This is a genomic window from Brevundimonas sp. (assembly GCF_046295595.1).
Taxonomy (GTDB): domain Bacteria; phylum Pseudomonadota; class Alphaproteobacteria; order Caulobacterales; family Caulobacteraceae; genus Brevundimonas.
The window spans coordinates 59,931-81,720 of sequence record NZ_JBKBMX010000015.1 but is presented as its reverse complement, the minus strand read 5'-3'; the positions used below and the strand labels follow the sequence as shown (position 1 = coordinate 81,720).

Annotated in this window: 23 protein-coding genes and 1 tRNA gene; 12 read left to right on the top strand and 12 right to left on the bottom strand. The window is 67.0% G+C overall.

What is annotated here, in order from left to right; translation table 11 throughout:
- From ACK4JY_RS11000 to ACK4JY_RS10985, 4 genes are all read right to left on the bottom strand, one after another.
- Positions 1–661 (bottom strand): MotE family protein (locus ACK4JY_RS11000; RefSeq protein WP_409605607.1); only part of this gene is annotated, 661 nt, incomplete at its 3' end.
- A 64-nt stretch (positions 662–725) separates the two neighbouring features.
- Positions 726–1,274, bottom strand: coding sequence for a DUF6468 domain-containing protein (locus tag ACK4JY_RS10995; protein ID WP_409605605.1), 549 nt, complete (start codon positions 1,272–1,274; stop codon positions 726–728).
- Positions 1,271–2,341 carry a flagellar motor switch protein FliM gene (fliM, locus tag ACK4JY_RS10990; protein WP_409605603.1) on the bottom strand — a complete coding sequence of 357 codons (1,071 nt, stop codon included), beginning with the start codon at positions 2,339–2,341 and terminating at the stop codon, positions 1,271–1,273. Before fliM ends, ACK4JY_RS10995 begins: the two co-directional genes overlap by 4 nt.
- A 1-nt stretch (position 2,342) precedes the next feature.
- Entirely contained in the window at positions 2,343–2,984 is a 642-nt protein-coding gene (locus tag ACK4JY_RS10985; protein WP_409605602.1) for a flagellar basal body-associated FliL family protein, read from the bottom strand.
- Between the two features lie 174 nt (positions 2,985–3,158).
- Between ACK4JY_RS10985 and flgF the strand changes: the two genes are divergently transcribed.
- The 8 genes from flgF (at position 3,159) to ACK4JY_RS10945 (ending at position 9,495) form a co-directional block, all read left to right on the top strand.
- Complete coding sequence (flgF, locus tag ACK4JY_RS10980; RefSeq protein ID WP_409605600.1) at positions 3,159–3,896, top strand: flagellar basal-body rod protein FlgF; 738 nt, start codon at positions 3,159–3,161, stop codon at positions 3,894–3,896.
- A gap of 12 nt (positions 3,897–3,908) precedes the next feature.
- Positions 3,909–4,697, top strand: coding sequence for a flagellar basal-body rod protein FlgG (flgG, locus tag ACK4JY_RS10975; protein WP_409605599.1), 789 nt, complete (start codon positions 3,909–3,911; stop codon positions 4,695–4,697).
- Positions 4,694–5,293, top strand: coding sequence for a flagella basal body P-ring formation protein FlgA (locus ACK4JY_RS10970; RefSeq protein WP_409605597.1), 600 nt, complete (start codon positions 4,694–4,696; stop codon positions 5,291–5,293). Before flgG ends, ACK4JY_RS10970 begins: the two co-directional genes overlap by 4 nt.
- A 16-nt stretch (positions 5,294–5,309) precedes the next feature.
- A complete protein-coding gene (gene flgH / locus ACK4JY_RS10965) occupies positions 5,310–6,044 on the top strand; it encodes a flagellar basal body L-ring protein FlgH (RefSeq protein WP_409605595.1) in 735 nt (244 codons plus the stop codon).
- A 132-nt stretch (positions 6,045–6,176) separates the two neighbouring features.
- Positions 6,177–6,662 carry a hypothetical protein gene (locus ACK4JY_RS10960; protein WP_409605593.1) on the top strand — a complete coding sequence of 162 codons (486 nt, stop codon included), beginning with the start codon at positions 6,177–6,179 and terminating at the stop codon, positions 6,660–6,662.
- Positions 6,663–6,699: 37 nt separating this feature from the next.
- Positions 6,700–7,128 (top strand): hypothetical protein, encoded by a 429-nt coding sequence (locus ACK4JY_RS10955; RefSeq protein ID WP_409605591.1) that lies wholly within the window; start codon positions 6,700–6,702, stop codon positions 7,126–7,128.
- A gap of 17 nt (positions 7,129–7,145) precedes the next feature.
- Positions 7,146–7,655 carry a hypothetical protein gene (locus ACK4JY_RS10950; RefSeq protein ID WP_409605589.1) on the top strand — a complete coding sequence of 170 codons (510 nt, stop codon included), beginning with the start codon at positions 7,146–7,148 and terminating at the stop codon, positions 7,653–7,655.
- A gap of 49 nt (positions 7,656–7,704) precedes the next feature.
- Positions 7,705–9,495, top strand: a complete 1,791-nt coding sequence (locus tag ACK4JY_RS10945) for a DUF885 domain-containing protein (protein ID WP_409605587.1) — start codon at positions 7,705–7,707, stop codon at positions 9,493–9,495.
- Here ACK4JY_RS10945 and ACK4JY_RS10940 read toward each other — a convergent pair.
- The gene (locus ACK4JY_RS10940; RefSeq protein ID WP_409605585.1) at positions 9,492–9,836 is read right to left on the bottom strand and encodes an MmcQ/YjbR family DNA-binding protein; all 345 of its coding nucleotides are present in this window, start codon (positions 9,834–9,836) and stop codon (positions 9,492–9,494) included. The genes ACK4JY_RS10945 and ACK4JY_RS10940 overlap by 4 nt on opposite strands.
- Before the next feature lie 2 nt (positions 9,837–9,838).
- Positions 9,839–10,501 carry a peptide-methionine (S)-S-oxide reductase MsrA gene (gene msrA / locus ACK4JY_RS10935; RefSeq protein ID WP_409605583.1) on the bottom strand — a complete coding sequence of 221 codons (663 nt, stop codon included), beginning with the start codon at positions 10,499–10,501 and terminating at the stop codon, positions 9,839–9,841.
- A gap of 146 nt (positions 10,502–10,647) precedes the next feature.
- Here msrA and ACK4JY_RS10930 point away from each other — a divergent pair.
- A tRNA-Ser gene (locus tag ACK4JY_RS10930) sits at positions 10,648–10,737 on the top strand.
- 92 nt (positions 10,738–10,829) lie between these two features.
- On the opposite strand, the gene ACK4JY_RS10925 is transcribed toward ACK4JY_RS10930, so the two are convergent.
- Genes ACK4JY_RS10925 through ACK4JY_RS10915 form a run of 3 tightly spaced genes read right to left on the bottom strand, consistent with a single transcriptional unit; the run spans position 10,830 to position 12,774 of the window.
- The gene (locus ACK4JY_RS10925) at positions 10,830–11,840 is read right to left on the bottom strand and encodes a tyrosine-type recombinase/integrase (protein ID WP_409605581.1); all 1,011 of its coding nucleotides are present in this window, start codon (positions 11,838–11,840) and stop codon (positions 10,830–10,832) included.
- Positions 11,837–12,100: a helix-turn-helix transcriptional regulator gene (locus ACK4JY_RS10920; RefSeq protein WP_409605579.1), complete on the bottom strand. Its 264-nt coding sequence runs from the start codon at positions 12,098–12,100 to the stop codon at positions 11,837–11,839. Before ACK4JY_RS10920 ends, ACK4JY_RS10925 begins: the two co-directional genes overlap by 4 nt.
- A gap of 38 nt (positions 12,101–12,138) precedes the next feature.
- On the bottom strand, positions 12,139–12,774 hold the full coding sequence (locus tag ACK4JY_RS10915; RefSeq protein WP_409605577.1) for a hypothetical protein: 636 nt from the start codon (positions 12,772–12,774) through the stop codon (positions 12,139–12,141).
- A 69-nt stretch (positions 12,775–12,843) separates the two neighbouring features.
- On the opposite strand from ACK4JY_RS10915, the gene ACK4JY_RS10910 reads away from it, so the two are divergent.
- Together ACK4JY_RS10910 and ACK4JY_RS10905 are read left to right on the top strand one after the other, a co-directional pair.
- Positions 12,844–13,296, top strand: coding sequence for a hypothetical protein (locus ACK4JY_RS10910; RefSeq protein ID WP_409605575.1), 453 nt, complete (start codon positions 12,844–12,846; stop codon positions 13,294–13,296).
- Positions 13,293–14,081, top strand: a complete 789-nt coding sequence (locus tag ACK4JY_RS10905) for a hypothetical protein (protein ID WP_409605573.1) — start codon at positions 13,293–13,295, stop codon at positions 14,079–14,081. The genes ACK4JY_RS10910 and ACK4JY_RS10905 overlap by 4 nt, the downstream gene beginning before the upstream one ends.
- A gap of 836 nt (positions 14,082–14,917) precedes the next feature.
- Here the strand turns inward: ACK4JY_RS10905 and ACK4JY_RS10900 are convergent.
- A complete protein-coding gene (locus tag ACK4JY_RS10900) occupies positions 14,918–15,778 on the bottom strand; it encodes a hypothetical protein (RefSeq protein ID WP_409605571.1) in 861 nt (286 codons plus the stop codon).
- Between the two features lie 67 nt (positions 15,779–15,845).
- On the opposite strand from ACK4JY_RS10900, the gene ACK4JY_RS10895 reads away from it, so the two are divergent.
- Entirely contained in the window at positions 15,846–16,058 is a 213-nt protein-coding gene (locus tag ACK4JY_RS10895; protein WP_409605569.1) for a helix-turn-helix domain-containing protein, read from the top strand.
- Between the two features lie 168 nt (positions 16,059–16,226).
- Here the strand turns inward: ACK4JY_RS10895 and ACK4JY_RS10890 are convergent, their stop codons facing one another.
- Positions 16,227–17,423, bottom strand: coding sequence for a DUF4143 domain-containing protein (locus ACK4JY_RS10890; protein WP_409605567.1), 1,197 nt, complete (start codon positions 17,421–17,423; stop codon positions 16,227–16,229).
- Entirely contained in the window at positions 17,423–21,358 is a 3,936-nt protein-coding gene (locus ACK4JY_RS10885; RefSeq protein ID WP_409605565.1) for an NACHT domain-containing protein, read from the bottom strand. Before ACK4JY_RS10885 ends, ACK4JY_RS10890 begins: the two co-directional genes overlap by 1 nt.
- Positions 21,359–21,790 lie beyond the last annotated feature (432 nt).

Below are 21,790 nucleotides of genomic sequence, written 5' to 3'. Positions count from 1 at the left end.
CGGCGGCCGCGGCCACCGGAGCCTCGGCGGCGGCGGCGGCGCGGGCGGCCAGCTGGCGCTGGGCGGCGAAGCGGCCGGCCAGTTTCTCGGTCAGCTCGCGCGCCGCGGCCGGCTCCATCTGGGCCATGACGGCGGCGAGGGCGCGGGGACGCATGGCGGCGGCCACCGGCAGGCGCACGTCGTCGTTAAGGCTGGCGAACACCGCCGCGGCGTCGCGCGGGCGCATGGCGGAGTAGACGGCGACGAGGCGGTCGACCTCGGCCTTCTCGCGCTCGCCGACCTGGCCGAGCAGGGCCTGGACCTCGCCCTTGACGGCCTCGAGAGCGGCGACCTTGGCGTCCAGCTTCTGTTCGGCGGCGGTCATCAGCGGCAGCATGGAGGCGAGGTCGGCGTCGCGCGCGTCCAGCTCCGTGCGGCGCGCGGACAGCGACTGGATGATGCGCAGCTCCGCCGGCGAAATGCCGGCCTGCTGGGCCAGCTGTTCCGGCGTGAGGGCGCAGATGGCGGCGGCGGGGACGGCCGGGGCCGCCGCCGGGACGACCTCCTCGGCCCAGGCCTTGGCCCCCTCGAACAGGCCGGGGGCGACGCCGGCGGCGCGGACCACCACCACCCCGCCGATGGCGACGGCGATCAGGGGCAGCAGGCGCGGGATCTTGCTCATGGTCGGCTAGCTCCAGCCCGCAAGCCCTCGGCGCCGGGCGCCGGGGTTGGGGCGACATCAAGGTTCAGGCGGCGAACAGGTCTTCGTCCAGACTGCGCCGGGCCCGGTTGAGGCTTTGCTTCGCAGATTGGTTAGCGGTCATGGCGCCGAGGATGGCGGCGACATTGCTTCCGCCGGGGGCGCGGGCCTTCGCCGGCGTGGCGAGGCCCTGGATGCGCTCGGCCAGGGCGGCCATGCGCAGGGCGCGCTCGTCGTCGGCGGAGGCGGCGACAGGCGCGGTCGCCGGGGCAGCGGGGGCGGCGCGGGCCGGAGCGGGCTCGCGCGCCGGTTCGGCGACGGCGGGGCCGCGGGCGATCAGGGATTCGAGCTGGGCCTTGACCTCGCGCGCCTTGATGATGCGGTCGTGCAGCAGATCGGTCTCCTGCCCTGAGGCGCGCAGCGAGGCCAGGGCGGCCTCGGCGCGGCCCGCGGCGGCGTTCAGCTCGGTGACGGCGGAGGCGAAGGCCTGCTGGCCCTCGCGCAGGGCGGTCAGCTTGCGTTCCAGCCGCACGCCGTAGCCGAGAGCGGCGACCAGCAGCAGCATCAGCACGCCGTCCAGAATCAGGCCGGTCATGAGCGTCTTCCCTTTGCGAGGCTTGAGGCGGTCTCGACGTCCACGGGGGCCTCGACGCGGACGGCGATGTGCTGGCCCTTGCGGCCCATGCGGCCGGTGGTCAGCGGGATCGAGCCGGCGCGGATCGAGATCTCCGAATCCGGGGTGGCGTTGAGCATCAGGGTGTCGCCGACCTTAAAGGCCAGCACCTGGGAGAGGGGCAGCTGCTGCTCGTCGAGCACGGCGCGGACCTCGGTGCCGGTGGTCCAGAGCTCGGTGGCGAGGTGGCCTTCCCAGATGTTGTCGCGGCCGAATTTCTCACCCATGAACTGCTGCAGCAGCATCTTCCGGATCGGTTCGAGGGTGGCGTAGGGCAGCAGCAGCTCGATGCGGCCGCCGCGGTCTTCCATGTCGATGCGCAGCTTGACGAGGATGGCGGCGTTGGCCGGCCGGGCGATGGCGGCGAAGCGCGGATTGGTCTCCAGCCGGTCGAGATTGAAATGCACCGGGGTCAGGGGCTCGAAGGCGGCGCGGGCGTCGGCCAGCACGACCTCGACCATCCGCTGGACCAGAACCCGCTCGATGGTGGTGTAGGGCCGGCCCTCGATGCGCAACGCCGCCGTGCCGCGACGCCCGCCCAGCAGCACGTCGACGATGGAGTAAATCAGGTTGGAGTCGACCGTCAGCAGGCCGTAGTTGTCGAGCTCCTCGGCGCGGAAGACGGCGAGGATGGCCGGCAGGGGGATGGAGTTCAGATAGTCGCCGAAACGGATCGAGGAGATGTTGTCGAGGCTGACCTCGACATTGTCGCTGGTGAAGTTGCGCAGGGAGGTCGTCATCAGCCGCACGAGGCGGTCGAAGACGATCTCGAGCATCGGCAGGCGCTCGTAGGAGACGAGGGCCGAGTTGATGATGGCGCGGATGCCGGACCGTTCGGAGCCGTCGTCCTCGCCGAGGTCGAAGCCCAGCAGACTGTCGATCTCGTCCTGGTTCAGCACCCGCTCGGAAAGGACGGCGGCCTCGGCCTCGGCCAGGGCGTCGCCCTCGGCCAGCGGATCCGGATCGTCGGCGAAGGCCGCGTCGGTCATCCTAATTCACCAGCATTTCTTCGATGAGCACGGCGTCGACCTTGCCCGGGGCGGCGATCAGATTGACCCGGCGCAGGATTTCGGCGCGCAGCTGGAAGCTGCCGGCCGAGCCGGCGAGATCCTCGGGCCGCAGCTCGCGCAGGAAGCTCTGGAACATGTCCTGCATCCGCGGCATCTCGGACTGCAGGTGCTCGGCGAGGGCGTAGTCCTTCATCTCGAGGGTCAGCTTGAGCTTGAGGAAGGTCGGACGGCCGTCGGGGGACTGGATGTTCACCACCATGTCCGGGAGGGTGTAGAAGGTGACGCCGTCGGGTCCCTCGGCGATGACCCCGAGCGCCGGATTGGCCTCGCCTTCGGCGGCGGCCCCGTGATCCCCGCCCTTCTTCTCGGCCTTGCCGTGGCTGTCCTTCTTTTCCGCCGCATGATCGCCCTCGGCCGCTTCGGCCTTGGGCTGCATCAGGAAGAAGGCGGCGCCCCCGCCCCCGCCCAGCACCAGCACGGCGGCCGGGATGATGATGAACAGGAGCGGCAGCTTCTTCTTCTTGGGGGCCCCGTCCTCGCCATCGACGGGCTGGCCGTCGGTGACGGCCGGCAGGGCGTCGTCGCCGGAGGCCGCGCCCTTCTTCTTGCCGAATTTGAACATGCGCGCGCCCCGAGAATCTCTCGGACCATTCGAGACGTTTTTGGTTAACGAGGCGCTAAGAACCGGCAAATCCTGCCGGGCGCCAAGGCCGGCTTTACGGCGGAAACCCCCGCCCTCGCTGATTAACCCTGCTGGCACGACCGTTGCGAGGACCGGGGCGAAAGGAGCCGCCCCGTGGAAAACGCCGCCTATGTCGCCCTGTCCCGCCAGATGACGCTGCGCCGCGAGCTCGACATCGTGGCCAACAACATCGCCAATGCCGACACGACCGGCTTCAAGGTCGAGCAGTTGCTGCTGGGCGAAGAGGTCGGCGAGCGGGCCCGCAACGCCTTCGTGCGTCCCGGCGTCAGTTTCGTGCTGGACAATGGCGTCGGCCGCGACTTCGGCCAGGGCGCGCTGGCCCAGACCGGCCGCACCCTCGATTTCGCCATCGAGGGCGAAGGGGCCTTCTTCACCGTGATCGACGGAGCCGGCGACGCCTACACCCGCGACGGCGCCTTCACGCTGGACCCCGAAGGCCGACTGACCACCGAGGGCGGCGCGGCCGTCCAGGGCGAAGCCGGCGACATCATTCTGGACCCGGCCCTCGGCCAGGTCACGGTGGCCGCCGACGGCACCATCAGCCAGAACGACCAGCGTGTCGGGCGGCTGAACGTCGTCCGTTTCGACACCCTGGCGGTCCTCGAAAAGGGCGGCGACGGCCTGTACCGCAACGCCTCGAACCTCGCCCCGGTCGAGGCCAACGACGTCCAGGTGCGTCAGGCCATGCTGGAAGGCTCGAACGTCAATCCGATCATCGAAATCACCAATCTGATCGAGATCCAGCGCGCCTACGAGAGCGTGACCCGGATGATCGAAAACAGCAACGACCTGTCCCGTCGCGCCGTCGAGCGCCTCGGGCGGGCCGCGTAAGGAGAACCGGATATGAGAGCGCTGAGAACCGCCGCCTCGGGCATGGCCGCCCAGCAGCTGAACGTGGAGGTCATCTCCAACAACATCGCCAACATGAACACGGTCGGCTTCAAGCGGCAGCGGGCCGAGTTCCAGGACCTGCTGTACCAGAACGTCGAGCGGATGGGCGCGCAGTCCTCGGCCCAGGGCACCGTCGTGCCGACCGGCATCCAGATCGGGGCGGGCGTCAAGGCCGGCTCGGTCTATCGCGTCACCGAACAGGGCACCCCGACCCAGACCGGCAGCACCTACGACATCGCCATCGACGGCCGGGGCTATTTCCAGATCCTGATGCCGTCGGGCGAGACCGCTTACACCCGGGCCGGCAACTTCTCGCTGAATGGCGAGGGCCAGCTGGTCACCGACGACGGCTATGCGGTGCAGCCGAACATCAACATCCCGGAGGATGCGATCGACGTCTCGATCTCCAAGGCCGGGCAGGTGCAGGTGACAACCCAGGGCCAGACCGAGCCCCAGATCGTCGGCCAGATCGAACTGGCCTCCTTCTTCAACGAGGCCGGCCTCGAAGCCATCGGCGACAACCTGCTGCTGGAGACCGCCGCCTCGGGCCCGGCCAATGTCGGCGCGCCCGCGGATGTCGGCTTCGGCGAGCTACTGCAGGGCTATACCGAGGCGTCGAACGTCGATGCCGTGTCCGAGATCAGCTATCTGATCATCGCCCAGCGCGCCTATGAGATGAACTCCAAGGTCATCACCACGGCCGACCAGATGCTGTCGGTCGCCGGGCAGGTGAAATCATGAGGACGCTGATCCTTGCCGCGACGGCGCTGTTGCTGGCGGGGCCCGCCCTCGCCCAGTCGGTGACGCTCAAGGCCAATCCGGTCGACGGGGACGGCCGGGTCACCTTGGGCGATGTGTTCGACGGCTCCGGATCGGCCGCCGGCGTGGTGATCGGCGCCCGTTCGGGCCCCTCGGTGGTGTTCGAGGCCGGCGCCCTGCAGTCGCTGGCGCGCCAGTCAGGCCTGGACTGGACCAACCCGTACGGCCTGCGCCGGGTCGTGGTGCGCCACGCCGCCGCAGCCCCCGCCGCCGCGGAACCCGTCATGCGCGCCGAAGCGGGCCCGGTCGCCGCTCCGGTGCGGGCCGCCCCCGCGCGCACAGCCCAGGGCGAGCGCATCATCAGCCGCAACGACATCGTCGAGGTGCTGTATGTGGCGAGCGGCGTCCGTCTGGCCATCACCGGCCAGGCCCAGGGCAACGCCACGGCGGGCCAGCGCTTCGCCATCCGCAACCTGCAGTCGGGCCGCATCATCGACGCCGTGGCCACGGCCCCGGGCCAGGCCGTCGCCGGTCCGGCCAGCCAGAACCTTCGCCCCCAACAATTCGCCGCCCGCTAGAGGGAAGAGACCCGCCATGCGCACCGCCCTGATCGTCTCCGCCGCCGCCCTGTCGCTGGCCGCCTGCTCCACCGCCGTCGAGGCCGTGCGCGGCCCCGAGCTGGCCCCGATCGGCTATCCGGCCGCCCTGGTGCCGACCAGCCAGGTCTATCTGCCGACGCCCGAGCAACAGCAGGCCGCCCGCGCGGCCAGCGCCAACAGCCTGTGGCGCACCGGGGCCCGCACCTTCTTCGGCGACCAGCGCGCCCGGCGCGTCGGCGACATCCTGACCGTCAACATCGATATCGACGATCGCGCCCAGACGCAGAATTCGACCGCGCGCAGCCGCAGCAACGAGATGTCGGGCGGGGTGACCAACTTCTTCGGCCTCGAGAACAGCCTCGGCCGCGCCTTCCCCGGCGGGTTCGACCCGGCCAATCTGGTCGGACTGGAAGGCGGATCCACCGCCAACGGCTCGGGCTCGGTCAATCGCTCGGAAAAGGTCAGCCTGACCATCGCCGCCGTCGTCACCGACGTGCTGGCCAACGGCAATATGGTCATCCAGGGTCGGCAGGAAGTGCGCACCAACCGCGAGGTGCGCGAGCTGACCGTCGCCGGCATCGTCCGGCCGGAAGACATCAGCTCGGCCAACACCATCGCCCACACCCAGATCGCCGAGGCCCGCATCAGCTACGGCGGCCGCGGCGACATCAGCCGGGTCCAGGCGACGCCGGCGGCGCAGTCGCTGGTCGAGCGGTTCAGCCCGTTCTGAGGCAAGGCGCGTCCCGGCTCTGCGCTTCGCTTCGGCCGGGATAACAACAGCCCGGGAGTCGGTTTCTTGAAGCGGAGCCGTGAACCGTTAACGAGAACCCGCGTTTGTCTGTCAGACGCGAGTATCGTTTGCATGTTCAAATTCGCCATCCCTGCTGTCGCCGCCCTCGGCCTGATCGCCGTCGCCGCCCAGTCCCGCGCCACCGACGCCGCTCCCGAGTACACGTCGGAGGCCGCCGTCGCCTCGCCTATGGGATGGCACCTGAGCCACGAAGGTCGGATGGCCAAGCTGGCCTATGGCGTCGCCAATTCCGACCAGCTGGCGCTGATGATCACCTGCGAGCCCGGCCAGGCCCAAGCCGTCGTCTATGGCGCCGTTCAGCCGGCCACCCCCCGCCTGATCAGGGCCTCGATCACCAGCGCGGCGATCGATCCGCTGAGCGGCGGCATGGCCGACGAGGCGCGCATCTCCCTGCGCGACCCCGCCCTGCAGAAGCTCGCCACGCGCGGCCGGCTGACGGTCGAAGGCGACGCGGGTCAGTTCGAATTGACAGCCGGGCCGGAAGAGCGCCGTCTGGTCAGCGCGTTTTTCGCCTATTGCGGAACCGAAACGGCCTGACCACATCCCGGGACGGACCACCAGCGGGGGCTGAGCCATGATCGCCACATTCGCCGGCCTCGCCTTCCTGGCGATGCAATCAACGCCGCCCGAGGCCGCCTGGACCTGGACCCTCTATGCCGACGAGGCCCGGGTGGCCTTGGCGAATGAGGTGCCAGATTCGCCGAATTTACGCTTCACCCTCGAGTGCGAGCCCGCATCGGGCGTCGCCCGCGTCGCCTTCTATGGCGGCGCGGCGGAGACCGGCATGGCCCGGGTGACGGCGGGCGAGGCCTCGGCCGTCACCGAGGCCACGGCCGAGCGGGGTGCGTTCAAATTGGCGCTGCGCACCGATCACCCGGTGTTCGCGGCCTTCGCCGCCAGCGGGCGGCTGACCGCCGCGGTCGGCGATCACCGCCGCGCCGTCGAGGTGCCGCGGCCGCATCTTGCCAAACTGCGCCGCTTCACCGAACTGTGCTCGGGCTGACCACCCGGAGACTGTCGATGCGCGCCCCTGCCCTGCTGGCCCTGTCGGGTCTGGCCCTGTCCGCCGCGGCCTGCGCCAAGGTCGAGGCGCCGCCGCCCGCCCTGCTGACCGACGCCGTCGGCGCCGGGCCGGCTCCCGTCGAAGGCTATGACTGGTTCTTCCACACCGACGACGCCAGCGCCCGCCTGGCCTATGGCCTGGCCGAAAGCGACGATCTGAAGCTGGGCCTCGATTGCCAGCGCGGGGCCGGGCGGCTGGAACTGTCGGCGATCGCCGACAAGGGCGCCAAGCCGGAGATCTACGTCGAATCGGGCGGCGATACGGAGCGGTTCCCGGCACGGGCCGAGCCGTCGCAACTGCATGACGGCCTCTTCCTCAGCGCCGAGGCGTCCGCGGCCGAGCCGGTGTTCCAGCGCTTCCGCCGGATCGGCTGGCTGGCCCAGTGGCGCGACGGGGCGCGCGAGGCCTATGCGGCGCAGCCCGGGTCGGCGGCCAATATCGAGCGCTTCTTCGCCTTCTGCGGTTGACGGGCGGTCGGGCCTCCGGTGCAGTCCCCGGCCAGCCGGAGGGACGCCCATGAAGACCGTGATCGCCATCGGGGCCGCCGCCCTGCTCGCCGCCGCCACCCCGGTTGTGGCCGGGCCGCAGACGCCCCCGGCGGCCGCGCGGGACGCCGACAACCCGGCCCTCGCCGCCATCCTCGCCGACTACGAAGCGTATCTGCGAGCCCATGACCCGATCACCGCCGGGATGGAGGGCGACCGCGCGGCCCTGCCGCGCCTGCCCGACGTCTCGCGCGCCTTCGAGCGGGCCCAGGAACCGGTGCTCAAGGGGTTCGCCGACCGGCTGGCGGCGATCGATCCGGCGGCCCTGACCGAGGACGAGCGGCTGAACCACGCCCTGCTGAGCTGGGTCGTCCAGCGCTCGCGCGACCGCATTCCGCTCGATGTCGACCGCATCGGGACGTTCAACTCGGAGGGCGGGCCGGGGCAGTCGATGGCCTATGTCGCCAGCGTCACCCGCATCGCCAGTCGCGCCGACGCCGAGGCGTGGATCGCGCGGCTGGAGGCCATGGACAAATTCTACCTCGACCAGCTGGACAGCGCCCGGCGCGGTCTGGACAGCGGCCTGGTGCAGCCGCGCCCGGTGGTCGAGGCGGCGCTGGGCCTGATGGAGCCCGAGGCGGCCTACAGCGCGGAGACCGACCCGCTGCTGAAGCCCTTCGCCGCCCTGCCCGGCTCGATCCCGGCCGCGGACCAGGCCGCCCTGCGGGCGCGGGCCGCCGCCGCCATCGCCGACGGAGTCAAACCGGCGCGCGAAGACTGGGTGCGGTTCCTGCGCGACGACTATCTGCCGCGCGCGCCGGAGAGCCTCGGCCTCGTCCACCGGCCGGGCGGACGCGACCTCTACGCCTTCCTCGTGCAAGGCTACACCACCACCGACCTGACCCCCGATCAGGTGCACCAGATCGGACGGGAAGAGGTCGCGCGCATCCGCGCCCGGATGGAGACCGAGATGCGGGCCGCGGGCTGGACCGGCGACTTCGCCGCCTTCCTCCACTTCCTGCGCAGCGACCCGGAGTTCTACGCCACCACGCGCGAGGGCCTGCTGGAGAAGGCGTCGGAGATGGCCAAGCGGGCCGACGACGGTCTGCCGGCCCTGTTCGCGACCCTGCCGCGCACCCCCTATGGCGTGCGCCCGGTGCCGGCCGAGATCGAGGCCAACTACACGACCGGCCGCTATTTCCAGGGCTCGATGGAGACCGGCGTCGCCGGCGGCTATATGGTCAACACCTCGCGGCTGGACCAGCGGCCGCTGTATGAGCTGCCGGCCCTGACGTTGCACGAGGCCGTGCCCGGCCACCACCTGCAGATCGCCCTGCAGCAGGAGGCCGAGGAAGGGCCGTATTTCCGCAAGAGCGTCGACGTCACCGCCTTCACCGAGGGCTGGGGGCTGTATGCGGAATTCCTCGGCGAGGAGATGGGCTTCTACCGCACGCCGTACGAGCGGTTCGGGCGGCTCAGCTATGAGATGTGGCGGGCATGCCGACTGGTCGCCGACACCGGTCTGCACTGGCTGGGCTGGGACATCGAACAGGCGCGCGCCTGCTTCCAGGACAACTCGGCTCTCGCCCCGCACAATATCGAGACCGAGCTGCAGCGCTATATCGGCTGGCCCGGTCAGGCGACGGCCTACAAGATCGGCGAGATCCGGCTGCGGGCGATCCGCGAGCGGGCCGAGCAGGCGCTGGGCGAGCGGTTCGACGTGCGCCGTTTCCACGACGCCCTGCTGGTCGACGGGCCGCTGCCGCTGGGGCTGCTGGACGAGCGGATGGACCGGTGGATCGCGGAGGAGGCGGGGCGCTAGGTCAGGCCCAACGCCGCCCGCGCCTTCTTCGTCAGCTTCGCCGCCACGATTCCGTGGGCGATGGCCAGATGGTCGGCGACCTCGTCGTCGGGCCAGTCGTCGATCCGCGGCAGGTTCACCCATTTCGCCCGCGCCAGATACGGCGCCGGCCTGGCGTGGCCGGACTCCGTCAGCACCTCGTAAGCGATATCCGAGACCTTGAAGGAAACGCCGCCTTCGCCCCCGACCATGGCGAACATCTTGCCGCCGACCCGGTAGGCGTCATGGTCGTCGCCGAACGGATGGTCCAGCGTGGCCCCGGGCAGGGCCAGGCAGACCTTGCCGACCCCCGCCCGGTCCATGCTCAGGCCTCCGCGGCCGCGGGGACGCCGACGCCGATCGGGCAGACCACGCCGGTCCCGCCGATGCCGCAATAGCCGGCCGGATTCTTGGCCAGATAGCCCTGGTGGTAGCCCTCGGCGAAATAGTAGGGGCCGGCCGGGGCGATCTCGGTGGTGATGTCGCCGCGCCCGGCCTTCGACAGGGCCGCCTGATAGGCGTCGCGCGAGGCCTCGGCCGCGGCCCGCTGTTCGTCGTTCAGCCAATAGATCGCCGAACGGTAGGTGGTGCCGATGTCATTGCCCTGGCGCATGCCTTGGGTCGGGTCGTGGTTCTCCCAGAAGGCCTTGAGCAGGTCGCCGTAGCTGATCTCGTTCGGATTGAAGACCACCTGGACCACCTCGGCGTGGCCGGTCTTGCCGGTGCAGGTCTCCTCATAGGTCGGATTGGGCGTGATGCCGCCCATATAGCCGACCGAGGTCACCCAGACCCCCGGCAGCTGCCAGAAGATGCGCTCGACGCCCCAGAAGCAGCCCATGCCGAAGACGGCGGTCTGGAAGCCCTCCGGATGCGGCCCCCTCAGCGGGCGGCCGGTGACATAGTGCACCTCGTCGGTGGGCAGCGGCGTCGACCGTCCGGGCAGGGCCTCGGCGGCGGTCGGCATCTCGGGGGTTTTCTTGAACAGCATGGCGGGAGCTCCGGTCGGAATGTCTGACGCCTATATGGGATGCGTTCAGGCGCTTGCCGAGGGGGTCCGGGTGTTCTATCAGCCTCGCCTCGCGCCGGATCGACCTCCGGCGTCCTGCGAAGGCCTTCGGGCGACGTCGTGTAAACGGACAGGTGGCGGAGTGGTCGATCGCGCACGCTTGGAAAGCGTGTGTAGGTGAAAGCCTACCGAGGGTTCGAATCCCTCTCTGTCCGCCACCACGCTAATTTTATGGCACATTTTCAACCTCTTATTTGTTGTTTCGTCTAACCTCGCGTCTGCGGTTAGACAGCGCGATTGGGCCTTCCGATCATCTGATCCGGCTCAGCGCCGCGTCAGCCAGATCCCTTCGCCCCGCCGCGCGCGTGTAGCGCTCGACCTCTTTCAAGCTCTGGTGACCCGTGACTGCTGCGATCTCGTGGGTGGTGCAGCCGGCCTCCGCCAATCGACGAGACGCGGATTTGCGCAAGCCGTGGGCGGAGCAGTGGGGCAACCCTGCGGCCGTAGCGGCCTTCTTAATCCAGTTGCCGAAGCTCTTCTCGCCATAGGGCGCGCCGTGGACCGTCAGAACGATGATCCCGTCACGACGGCCAATGGCCTCCAGTGAGCGCCGAAGGCGGGGGTGCATCGGAATATCGACGAGTTGCCCGCTCTTCTCCTGGCGCACATGAACACGGCCGGCATGAATCTGCGCGAACGTCATCTGGCGGACATCCGCGGACCGTTGCGCCGTATAGAGGAGGAGGTCGAATGCCAGCCGCTGCCTGGTGCCGACGGGCCAGCTGTTTTCGAATGCCGCGACCTCTTCTTCCGACCAGGTGTGAAAGCCCTCTGATCGGTACTTCAACATCCTCACCGCGACCGTAGGATCGGTCCGGAGGAGACCTCGATCGATGCTGAACCTCACGAGTGCTCGAAGAACCTTGAGCATGTTGTTGGCCGCCGCCGGGGTCTCCGACATCTGGTCCATCTGCTTTCGGATATGGATCGCTTCTAGGAGCGCGGCCGGCTTGGAGCCATGCCTCTCGCGATAGCGCTCCAGGATTCCTCGATACGTTCGTTGCGTGGCGGGCCGGAGGCCTTTGAAATCCGCGGAAGCGTAATAGGCGACAATGAGAGCGGTCATTGATCCGGGCACGGTTCTCGCCGCGCCGACCGGCGCCGGCGTCCCGTTCAGGGCCGCGTTGTACCAGGACCACCAAGCCTCACTGCCAAAGGACTCGCGGGTCTGGCTCTCGGGCAATCCGGTACGGCGAAAACGCCAGCGAAGCTTCTTGTGGCGATCAAGGTAGTAGGAGACGTACGGCGGCTTGGGCTTCAAGCTGCGACGTCCCACGGATTGTCGTCGTGAGAAGGCCCGTCTTCAGGTAGCGCGTTGAACGCGAGGTCAAGCGCGTCTCGATCCCACAGCTTCCTGCTGCCGATCCGCTTCGGTTGCGGCATCTGCCCCTGCCGAACCAGCTCATCGAACTTGGTCGGGCTGATGCCGCCGATGTACTTGCACGCCCGCTCGCGGCTGAGACCGCGAGGCGGGAGGCTCAAGGGCAGGTCGGCTTTCAGGCGCGCGATGAGTGCCTCCAACTCTGCCCGCATCGCGTCAGGATGCCGGTCTCGCTGAGTCACCGCTGCACCACCTTCCAGTCGAAAATGCCGATGTTGGCGAGTTCGCGCTGAGCTTCGAGATTCCCGGCGCTCGCTCGGTTCAGCGCGGCCATCAACTCGGCCGGGTCAGGACCAAGCTTGACCTTCCAGAGGGCCTCACCTGTTCGCGTCGCAATTTGGAGACCCAACGCTTTGAGGTCGATCAGAACGACACCGTCCAGCGGCTCACAGTGGATGGCCGGCTCCAGGTCACCCAGGCTGGGGAGCAACGTCAGTTCAAGTTCGCTCTTCCACGGGAAACTTGCACACGCATATCGCGCCCTCGGTGGGTCCATCGGAAAGTCACCGACCGGATCCAGTCCGTCTTCGAACGCCACCGCTCCCGGCACCGTGGCGGCCCAAGCCTGAGCCTGCAGGACTGCTTCGTGCAGGTCCAAAGACGGCTCGACGTGGGGCATCCCCATCTCGCCCATCGTTCTCCGAAGCGCGACCTCGATCAGACCCAACGAGATGAATTTGGCCCACCCCTCCGTCTTCGGAAGGGCGCCGCGCCGCCTCCAGTCTCGCTGCGCACCCTGCTGGACGCCCGTGATGGCGGCGGCTTCCGCCGGAGTGAATGATCTAAATTCGATGTGAGAGCGGGAGAGCGTCATACCCTAGGCATAACCGCCCGGCTACGATATTGCAATGCTGATTGCATTTTATCCTATGGAGGCGATTTGATGCCGGCTGCTCCCAAGCGATCTCGCAAGCTCAACAAGGACCGAGTTCACCTGAGGCTGTCCCAAGAGAGCGGAAACTTCCTGCGGAAATACGCAGAGAAGTCCGGCCTCACGACCAGCGAGCTCGCCGAGATGATCATCAACGAGTACCGCGCCACCGCGGAAAACTATTTCACCAAGAGCGCAGCCTATTTTGGTTTTGTGAGCTGCAGCCTCTCTCTCATGATCGCCTCCAAGCTCTTCGAGCCGGATCGCGCGCCCATGGCGGATTTGGGCACAATCAAGGACGACATAACGAAAGAGGCGGCAAGGCTGTTTGGGGAGCAACCACCCTCACCGTTCGCCGACTACTCCTGCACCGGAGATGAGCGTCTCTGGGGCCTGCACGAGGCCTTCGTGGCGCACTGGCTCAGGCGCCAGGGTCACCTGCCGTCGATCCACGACGTCAAATGACCTATCCGCTCATCGTGGCGACCCGAAAGGCCGACCGCTGCTTAAGAGTCGGGCTCTTCGCGCTCTGGATCTGGATCCTCATCAAGGCTGGCCCTCAAGCCTTGGGTTACGCTCTCCTGGCCTTGTTCGCGGACATCCAGGACGTCCTGTTCAGCGGCCAAATCAAGATCCCGACGCGCCATCCCGACGGGTGGACCATCGAGCTCTCGGCTGAGTCCCTGCGGGCCGCATGGTGGATAGACCCTCACCTCCGCCACGCGGACAGTCTGTTTGTCTCAGGCGGCCTCCTTTCGGTGATCCTTTGGCTGCTGCGTCTCGCTTACATGGGCCAAATCCGGTCCAGGTTTGATCCGGTTTTCAGCGCGCGTGTGGACCGCTGGATGGATGTCATAGAGGCCGGGGCACACACGATCAGATTGGCGGCTGCCGCCGCCCTTCATCGCGCAGCTCGCTCGCTAACCCGCAAGCTCCCCCACCATCGGCCAGTCTCGCCACCAAGGCTTTCACCCGCTCGCGTCCCCCTTGACACCCCGCCCTTGCAGCAGGCGCCCTCTCCTTCACCCGTGCCGACGGTCTCCTCAGTGGATGATCCATCCGGCTCCGCGGCGGACATACGCGAGGCTCCCCAGGATGGTCACCCGCCGGTGCCCGCGACCGCCACCCCCAACTCGATGGCGGACATCCCCGCCATCGCATCATCCTCCGGTTCAAATGCCGCTCCGGTCGGTACTCCACCCCCCTCTCCGCCGTCGCCACATCCGGCTTCATTTTTTACGAAGTTCTGATCCGCAAACCGGCGAAGCTGACGCCAAGTTGGCACCACCTAGGTCTTTGATGTGTATGCATTATTATAGAATTCTAGCCTGCTAGCCTTTCTGGCGGCGCCTTGGCGTCAACTCATCAACTTTATTCCCGCATAAAATCAATAACTTGCCGAACCGCAGGTGTGCGTAGGGTGTGCACGTCCAATGACGTAATTTCATCCGCTCCCTTGGAGCGTCCAGACGAGCCCTTTTTCACGGGTCTTCGGTCAAGCTGTTGGGGGCAGATCCTGCTGCGCGATGTTCGTCCTCAGAGGAAAGTTGGTCGTCCGGACGGCGACAAAAAGCACACCTCAATGGTTCAGCATTTAACTAGCTTCCTGCGCGGACTAGGAAGGAGGGCATCATCCCGGGGACCGGTCCGACCTCAATACTCGGCTAGCAGTTGGAGCGCCCGGAGCCGGCAGCCATGACGGTCAGGAACCTGCCAAACAAGGACGCTTCACCACGAAACCCACCCGTAAGTTCCCTCGATAAATCTCCTCAGCTTTCTGCGATGGAACAGCGGCCTTCGCGCAAACGGTCCCTCGCGCGCTCTAGGTCTAGGAGGGTGGTCGCTCGGTCGTATCGGTCCCGCCACTGTTCGCAGTTGGCTCGGTGCTTGGCGCCAGAGCCCCACCGTTCATTTCCGAAAATAATCCCCGCGACGAGCAGGAGTACGATGGTGCTGAACACCGCCAAGCGGGGCCGCCACTTCTCACCATATAGTCGGGCGCCGACTATCATTAGCCATGCGATCAAAGCACCAAGGAAGGCCCCCCTGCCGTAGATCGAATTCAGGTCCACCGGAACCTCCGAACTTAAGCCAGATCGCCCACCCCTGCGCGCCCGAGATTGTGAGACACGAGCCGCAGGGCCGGCTTCACCTCCTCGCCGAAAAACACACGCGACGGAAGACTGAGCGCCTGAAGCTTTGCGCGTCCTTGCGTTCGCCAGATGTGCCCGAAGGGCTCAACGTAGCCGTCCGCATCTGCGAGAAGCCCCACGACGCAGTCATAGAGATGCTCAAGCTCGGCGACTTCGTCGTGGAATGTCCAGAGATCGGCCATGGCGTCCTCGATGGCGCTGGGTTTCGTCAGCTTGCGCCGCGCCTCCCACGCCGACCTCCGGGTGCTTAGCTCGGCTATTCGCGCAACGGCTTCAGGACGCGCCGCGTCCGGCGTCGAGGGGGCATCCAGCTGTTGGTCGAGGAAATGCTTCGCCTCGGCACAGTGATCTTGAACCGAAGAGACGTGGTCGAGCAACCACAGGCGATCCAGCTCACTGAACAACCTTGAGTCGTCGAGCGGCAGCCAGGGCGACAGGTCGAACTTGACCCAGCCATGCCATTCAGCCTCCTGCATGATGGAGAGATGGACCGCGATCTCGGTCAGGGCGGCGGCCACATCGTCCACGCCCGTGTCCATCAACATCGCCATGTCGTCCGGCCGGACGGTGACCAGCCTCGGCTCAGCTTCGCCGGAGCGCCGCTGCTTCATCCAGGCCAGCACAACGTGACGGAGCGCGATCTGGCCGGCTCCGGACATCCCCACCCGTACGGCCTGAGACATTAGGTCCAGCGCGACCAGCGCGACGACGTCTTCGGCCATCTCGTCCGACAGGAAGGTTCCATGCCCGACCAGACGGCCGAACGATCCATATCCCTCGACAAACGAAATCACATACGCCTCCCAATAATCACACTGATAGTGTGTAGTTCGGCACGCGGCCGTGCCGCAAGTCAGGAGGGTGAAAGTTGACCCGGAGCTTCGAGACCTCGGCGTGCGCCTCAGGGCGTTGCGGCTGGAGGCCGGGTTGAGCCAGGAGGATCTCGCCGACCGCTCCGGCCTCCATCGGAACTACATCGGCGGGATCGAGCGCGGCGAGCGCAACGTTGGGATCAAGGCGATTTTGGCGATATGCCGAGCACTGGACTGCTCACCGGCACACTTTTTCGCCTAGCAGATAGCACTTCCGACGTGAGGCTCTTGCAAAATGTCAGTCCACACGCATTGGGCCGCTAGAGAGGCCGCAACTCGACGACGGCTCCGCGCCATGAGCGGATATCGGACAGCAGCCCTTCGATAGGGCCTATTGCGCGCCAGTTCTGCAGTGGGCAACGGCGCGGTTCTATCGGGAAAGGTCGAGGACCCGCGCTCTGGCGCTGTCGAGGTCAAGCCGGTGGGCCCCAGCGGTCAGATTCGCTTCAGCTCCAGAGTGAACAACAAACCAGTCGGTGGCACCGATCGCCTCCAAGGCGCGATAATACCCCGGACGCGGGGGCTCGTCTGGGCTGACCTTGCACTCGATCGCAACTAGCTTCCCATTGTGGGCCCGGAAGTCGAGAACAAGATCTATCTCGTCAGGGCCTTGGGGTCCCTCCTTGCGATAGAACTGTGCGATTCCAGGCCAGCCTGCGGCCTGGATCAGCGTCTCGATCGCATAGCCTTCCCAGCTCTCGCCCAATAGGCGGTGGCCCCTCAGCTGAGCCATAGTCTCGATCCCCAGGACGGCATGCAGAAGCCCGCTGTCGCGGACATGCACCTTGGGCTTTAGGGACAGACTGGCGGTGCTGCCGCCGGGATAGTTCCTAAGCTGACGAACGACGCCGAGCTGGCTCAACAAGAACAGGGCTGAGCGGGCATCAGCCTGTTTGCCTATGGGAGGTTGGGCGAGATCGAACTCGCCGCCGTTCTGGTTGACTACCCAGGTAAGGTAGTCGGTCAGCTGTAGTCCGGGTGAAATGCCCCAGCGCGCGTAATCCCGCAGCATGAGCCCGGATATCAGATCACGCCGCTTCTGGAGGCTGGCGGCGTCGCTCGCCGCCTCGAAACTTTCGGGGAGCCCGCCCCTCAGCCAGTGGCGATCCGGGTCAAAGGCGGGCCGGTTCGTGGCGCTCTCGACAAGAGCAAAATCGGCTTCAGGTCCAGACGGCTCGGCTGCCTCGAGCTCCTCGGCAAGCCACTCGTGGCGCTGCATTGGGTCGAGGACCACAAGCTGCGCGGCAGCGGTAAGTTCTTCCTGCAAGAAGCGCGTCGCCGCGAGATCGACAGGCGCGACGACAAACCGCGTCGGCCGATCAGCCTCGATGTTTCGATAGGCGTCCAAAAAGACCCCCGCCCCGCCGACATTGAGATGATCCAGCACTTGGAGCGGCGCCGTGCATGTGGCGACGTCGTCGACCTTCACTCGCTGAAGGCCGACCTGGTCCTCGCACCAGTCCGCAAGGAGCACGCTTCGGCCGACCCGCGGCAGACCGAAGAGAACTGTGACGCGGCTTTGCTCCACGGCCGCGTCCAGCCGGTCCCGAGCCTGGATCCGAGCCATCAAGCGGGGCGTTCGAAATCGAGAACGACAACGGCGACCCGCCCGGTGCCCGCCATGGCGCTCCTAGCGATCAGCGCATCTCGCAACGCCTCAGCCGTCGTCGGCTTGGGCTCGCCGGTCGGCGGAGCCTGGAGCGGCTTGGTTCCTTCGCCGAACCAGAGCACGAGATAGATGCCGGCCTCGGCCCGCCAGTCGTGGACATAGAGGCGGCCGAGCTGGGCGTCGGCCGAGACCCACAGGTCGCGATGCCACTGTCCCTTGATCTCGATCGGCATGCCGAGGTCGCCGAGTTGGCAGAAGATGTCGCATCGCTTGTCGTCGGCCAGATGGGCCTCGGGCTGGGCGTCTATACCGAACGGCAAAGGCCGCATCATCTTCAGCAGACTGTCGCGGCAGTCCTCCTCACCGCGCGGCACGCCATGGTCGATGAAGTCGCGATACCAGTCGACATCGCTGCTGCGAAGTTTGCGCTGAACCTCCTCCAGCTCTTCGAGCAGCACTGACTGCATCTGCAGGGCGGTTGTGGGCGCCGCGTCCCGGACGACCGCGCTGACCCCCTTCAGGTCAGGTGCACGCCAATTCGCCTCGACACGATTACGCTCCTGTTCGGCGGACGCCGACCGAACGAGCTCGGTGTAGGGATCTTGGGGATCGTCGCGCAGCTGGGCCATGGCCGCGACCGCCTCGTCAGAGATATCGCCGGCCAGACGTTTGATCAGGGCCGAGATGAACTCGCTCGCGTCCCAATCATTGGTGTCCCGGGTCGACACCCCCTCGGGGCGACTACGCCGGGGGAACTGGCATCTGAAGCGCCTCAACAGCCACAGCGCCAGCGCAGGCTCGAGCTCGACCTGGCGTCCCTGTTCGCGCCGGCTCCCCATCCGACTCCGCACATGCCAGAGGAGCTCGGGCGGCAGATCGCCTCTTGCCTCCAGCTCGGCCCGGGTTCTTTCGAAATCGATGAGAAGGCCGACCGTTTGCCAGATCAGACGACGTTCCGCGTCGGTGAAGGCGCGCGCCCGTCGTTTCCGGGCGATCGCACCGAGGGCCTCTCGGGCCTCGGGTACTGGCAGCAGATGATCAACCAGTTCCGCCTCGGTGGCGGGGGACATCTCCTTAAAGCGCTCCAGCCACTCCAGCGCGAACCGAGTCGCGAGGGAGGCGTCTTGGGCTTCCCGCATCAGACCATAAAGGCCGTCAACATGAGAGCGCCCGCGCTTGAGCTGGGGCTCGAAGTAGAGCCTTAGGGCCGCCTCCCAAGCACCGCGCTGGCGCAGCTCATCGCCTAGGATCTGATCGAGGTCCGGGACCCCGGCGTGATCGTCGATCCGGCTGGAGCGGATCTCCATGAGACCCGCCATGACCCGTTCGGTCGGCAGGTCTGCAAAGCCCCGACCCGTGCGGTGTCTTTCGATGAGAGCCGCCACGATCACATAGGCGGCGGCCCAACTTTTGTCGTCCGCGTGACTTTCCGCGATCTCTACTGCGCCCGGCTTGACCGGCGTGATGTTGAGAAAGGCCTCGAAGCCGGCCAAGCTGGCGTCGCGCAGTTCCGGGCCGAGCCATTCCTGCAGACGTCCGGGACCGTCGGCGGTCTCGTCGCCCATGTCGGCGAACAGCTTGAGATAGGCCTTGGCCGGGTTAACGATGAGGCGGAAGGTTCCGGCCCGCAGCTCTTCGATCTCACGGAGGAACCCGGCGCGGTGCTTCTCCCACTGGGCTATTTTCTTGGCCTCTCGAGCGCTCCGGCGATTGTCCTGATCGATCTGCCACTGCGGCGTGTCAGGCCGCTCGAGCTTGTCAAGCCACGCTTCGTCTTCGGGAGCGCCCGCAGCGAAACGCCGGGCGGCCTGGCGCACGGCCGAGCCGTCATCGGCGCTATGGCGGGCGATCGAGACCACATCGCGCCAGCGCGGATCGTCACGCGCCAGCAGGTCTAGGAGGGCGATGACGTCACCTTGGTCGGGTGCAAGGCCCGGCGAGCGCTCGCTGAGCCTGCAGGCGGCATACCAAAGATTGCCGTCCACCGGCTGGTCGATCAGCGCCCGGCGTTGTACGGCGCGTCTCAGACCGTCGTCGGCCCGCAACCGCTCGGCCACCGCATCCCTAGCGTCGCGCTGATATCCCTCATGACGGCCGAGGGGCTCCAGCCATCGCCACAGCTGTTCAGGCGTCACGGTCTGGTCGGCTAGAAGCCGGCCGAGGAGCGTCTGGGCGAGGTCCGTGTAGTGGGGCAACCGTTCGTGCGGCTCGTCCTCAACCGCGGACGCGGCGACGGATATCGCGTCGAGGAGCGGGCCGATCCGGTCGGTCGGCAACTTCCGCTGCAGCCTGTAGAGGATCCCGATGGTCCGGTTCTCAAGCCCGAGCTGAGCCGTGACAACGCCGCCGATCAGGTCGTCGCTGAATCCCGCATAGTCCGCGAGATCCAGGATTTCGACGCCCAGTCGGATCGCGTCTTCTTCGCCTTGCGTCAGGAGGCGTTCAACGATCGCGGGCCAGGACCGGGACGGGTCCAGCTCATGGAGACGGTCGGCCGCCTCGCTGCGCAGCGCGAAGGCCGTGTCAGGCGAGAGGAGCAGCGCTTCCAACTCGTCGGCGAGGATCGACAACACCGCCGTTCCCTTGACGGCCTGAAGGATCAGGAGCCGTAGTCCGAACTCGCGCTCGCCCGAGGTGATGATCGCCTTGAGTCGGGGCAGCAGTGGAAGCTGGGCGAGACCGGACAGGTGATATTCGCTCCAGTCCCGGAACCAAGGGTTCTTGACCGCTAGCGCCTCCAGCGCGTCGAGCAAACGGGTCGCCGACGCGAGGGTGAGCTTGTCCCCGTCGCCGTACTGGATGACGCCCATGGGATCGGCGGCGATGATGTCGCCCGCGAGATCAGCACTATGCCACGCGATCCAGGCGTGCAGGCCCCGCAGGCTGGCTGGCACGAGGTTGGGGGCGTTGAATAGGCCCAAGAGCCGCCGTTGCTTGCGCGGCGTGTCCGCGCAGCGCGCGAGCCAGCGGGCCCCGAGAAACTCGCCGATGGACCGGTGGGAATAGGTGAACCGGTCACTGCCGAGGGCGACGAAGAGCCGGGAGTCCAAGATGTCCCGGATGGCCCCGGCGTTCGGGAGTTCGGCGATCTCGCTGAGCGGAACGTCTTCGACATTGGTGTTGACGCGGAGCGTGACCGCTTCCTGACCCGTGAGGATCAGGGTGGCGAACGCCGCCCCGGCGGCGTCCAGGACTGCGTCCTCCCCAAGGCCTGCAAGCTTCGCCCCGATCTTCTCGTCGCGGTGCTCCTTGCGAAGTAGATTGGTCGCGGCCTCGAACAGGCCACCGCGGGAGGTGGGAAGGGAGCCGTGGCCGAGGACCTCCCGGATTAGGCTCAGGGTCTGGGGGTTGCTCCAGAGCCCGGCCAGTCCCTGATCCTCGAGAGAGATTGCGGCCTTCTCCGCCCCATCGTCGCCGAGGCGTTGGCTCAGCACCTCCACCGCATCCTGCCGGTTGAGGGGCTCCAGATAGAGTTCGACGGGGCCTTCGCCGTATAGGTCCGACAGGCCCTGCAGGGCGGTCGCGCTGCGCCAGTCCGCGACGCGGCAGGACAGGATGAAGCGCGGGTAGCCGAGGACGCCAAGCTTGTTCAGAACTAGATCGACCGCATCCCCTTGTTGCCCCGCCGACACCTCATCGAGCGCATCGACGACCAAGGTCTGGGCTCCACCAAAGCGGGCGACCGTATCGGGGGCGGTGATCAGGGCGCGGGCGGTGCAAACCTCATAGCCGACTTGTCCGCGGAGCTGGTTGAGGAGGGTCGACTTCCCCATCCCGGCTTCGCCGAGCACGACAAGCGAGCGCGGGTCCAAGGTTAGGAACGCTTGATCAACGACCTTTCGTTTTCCCCCGTCCTGGAACCACACGGTACGATTGACGAGAACTTCCGTCACGAGTCTCCGTCCTCCCCAGCGCGCAGGCCCTCCAGATGCTCTTTGCAAGAAAGGTCCGGACGACTGAAGGAGGAATTGCGCAGCACTTCGGCGACCCGCTGGAGTTCCAAGCGAATCAGCATCGGCAGGTGTCGAAACTCGTCTTCACCGCAGGAGTCTCACTAGGTCGGGTCTCCACGGCAAGGGCGAAACGACCTCGTTCGTGTCTGGTCCACTTCATTGTCGCCGCCACGTTGCTCAGATCGCTGCTTTACCTCTTCGGCCGTAACCAGCCTTAGCGGACCAAGGAAGGCCGGTGCCAACAGGCAGATTGGCTTGACGTCATTGTGCGACGCCGGTTCATGATACCCCTCGACGCTGATATGAGCGAACGGACTCGCCGCCGCCACCGCGAGCCGCCATCGAGGCGAAGTCGGGCGCGCCCTCGAGGCG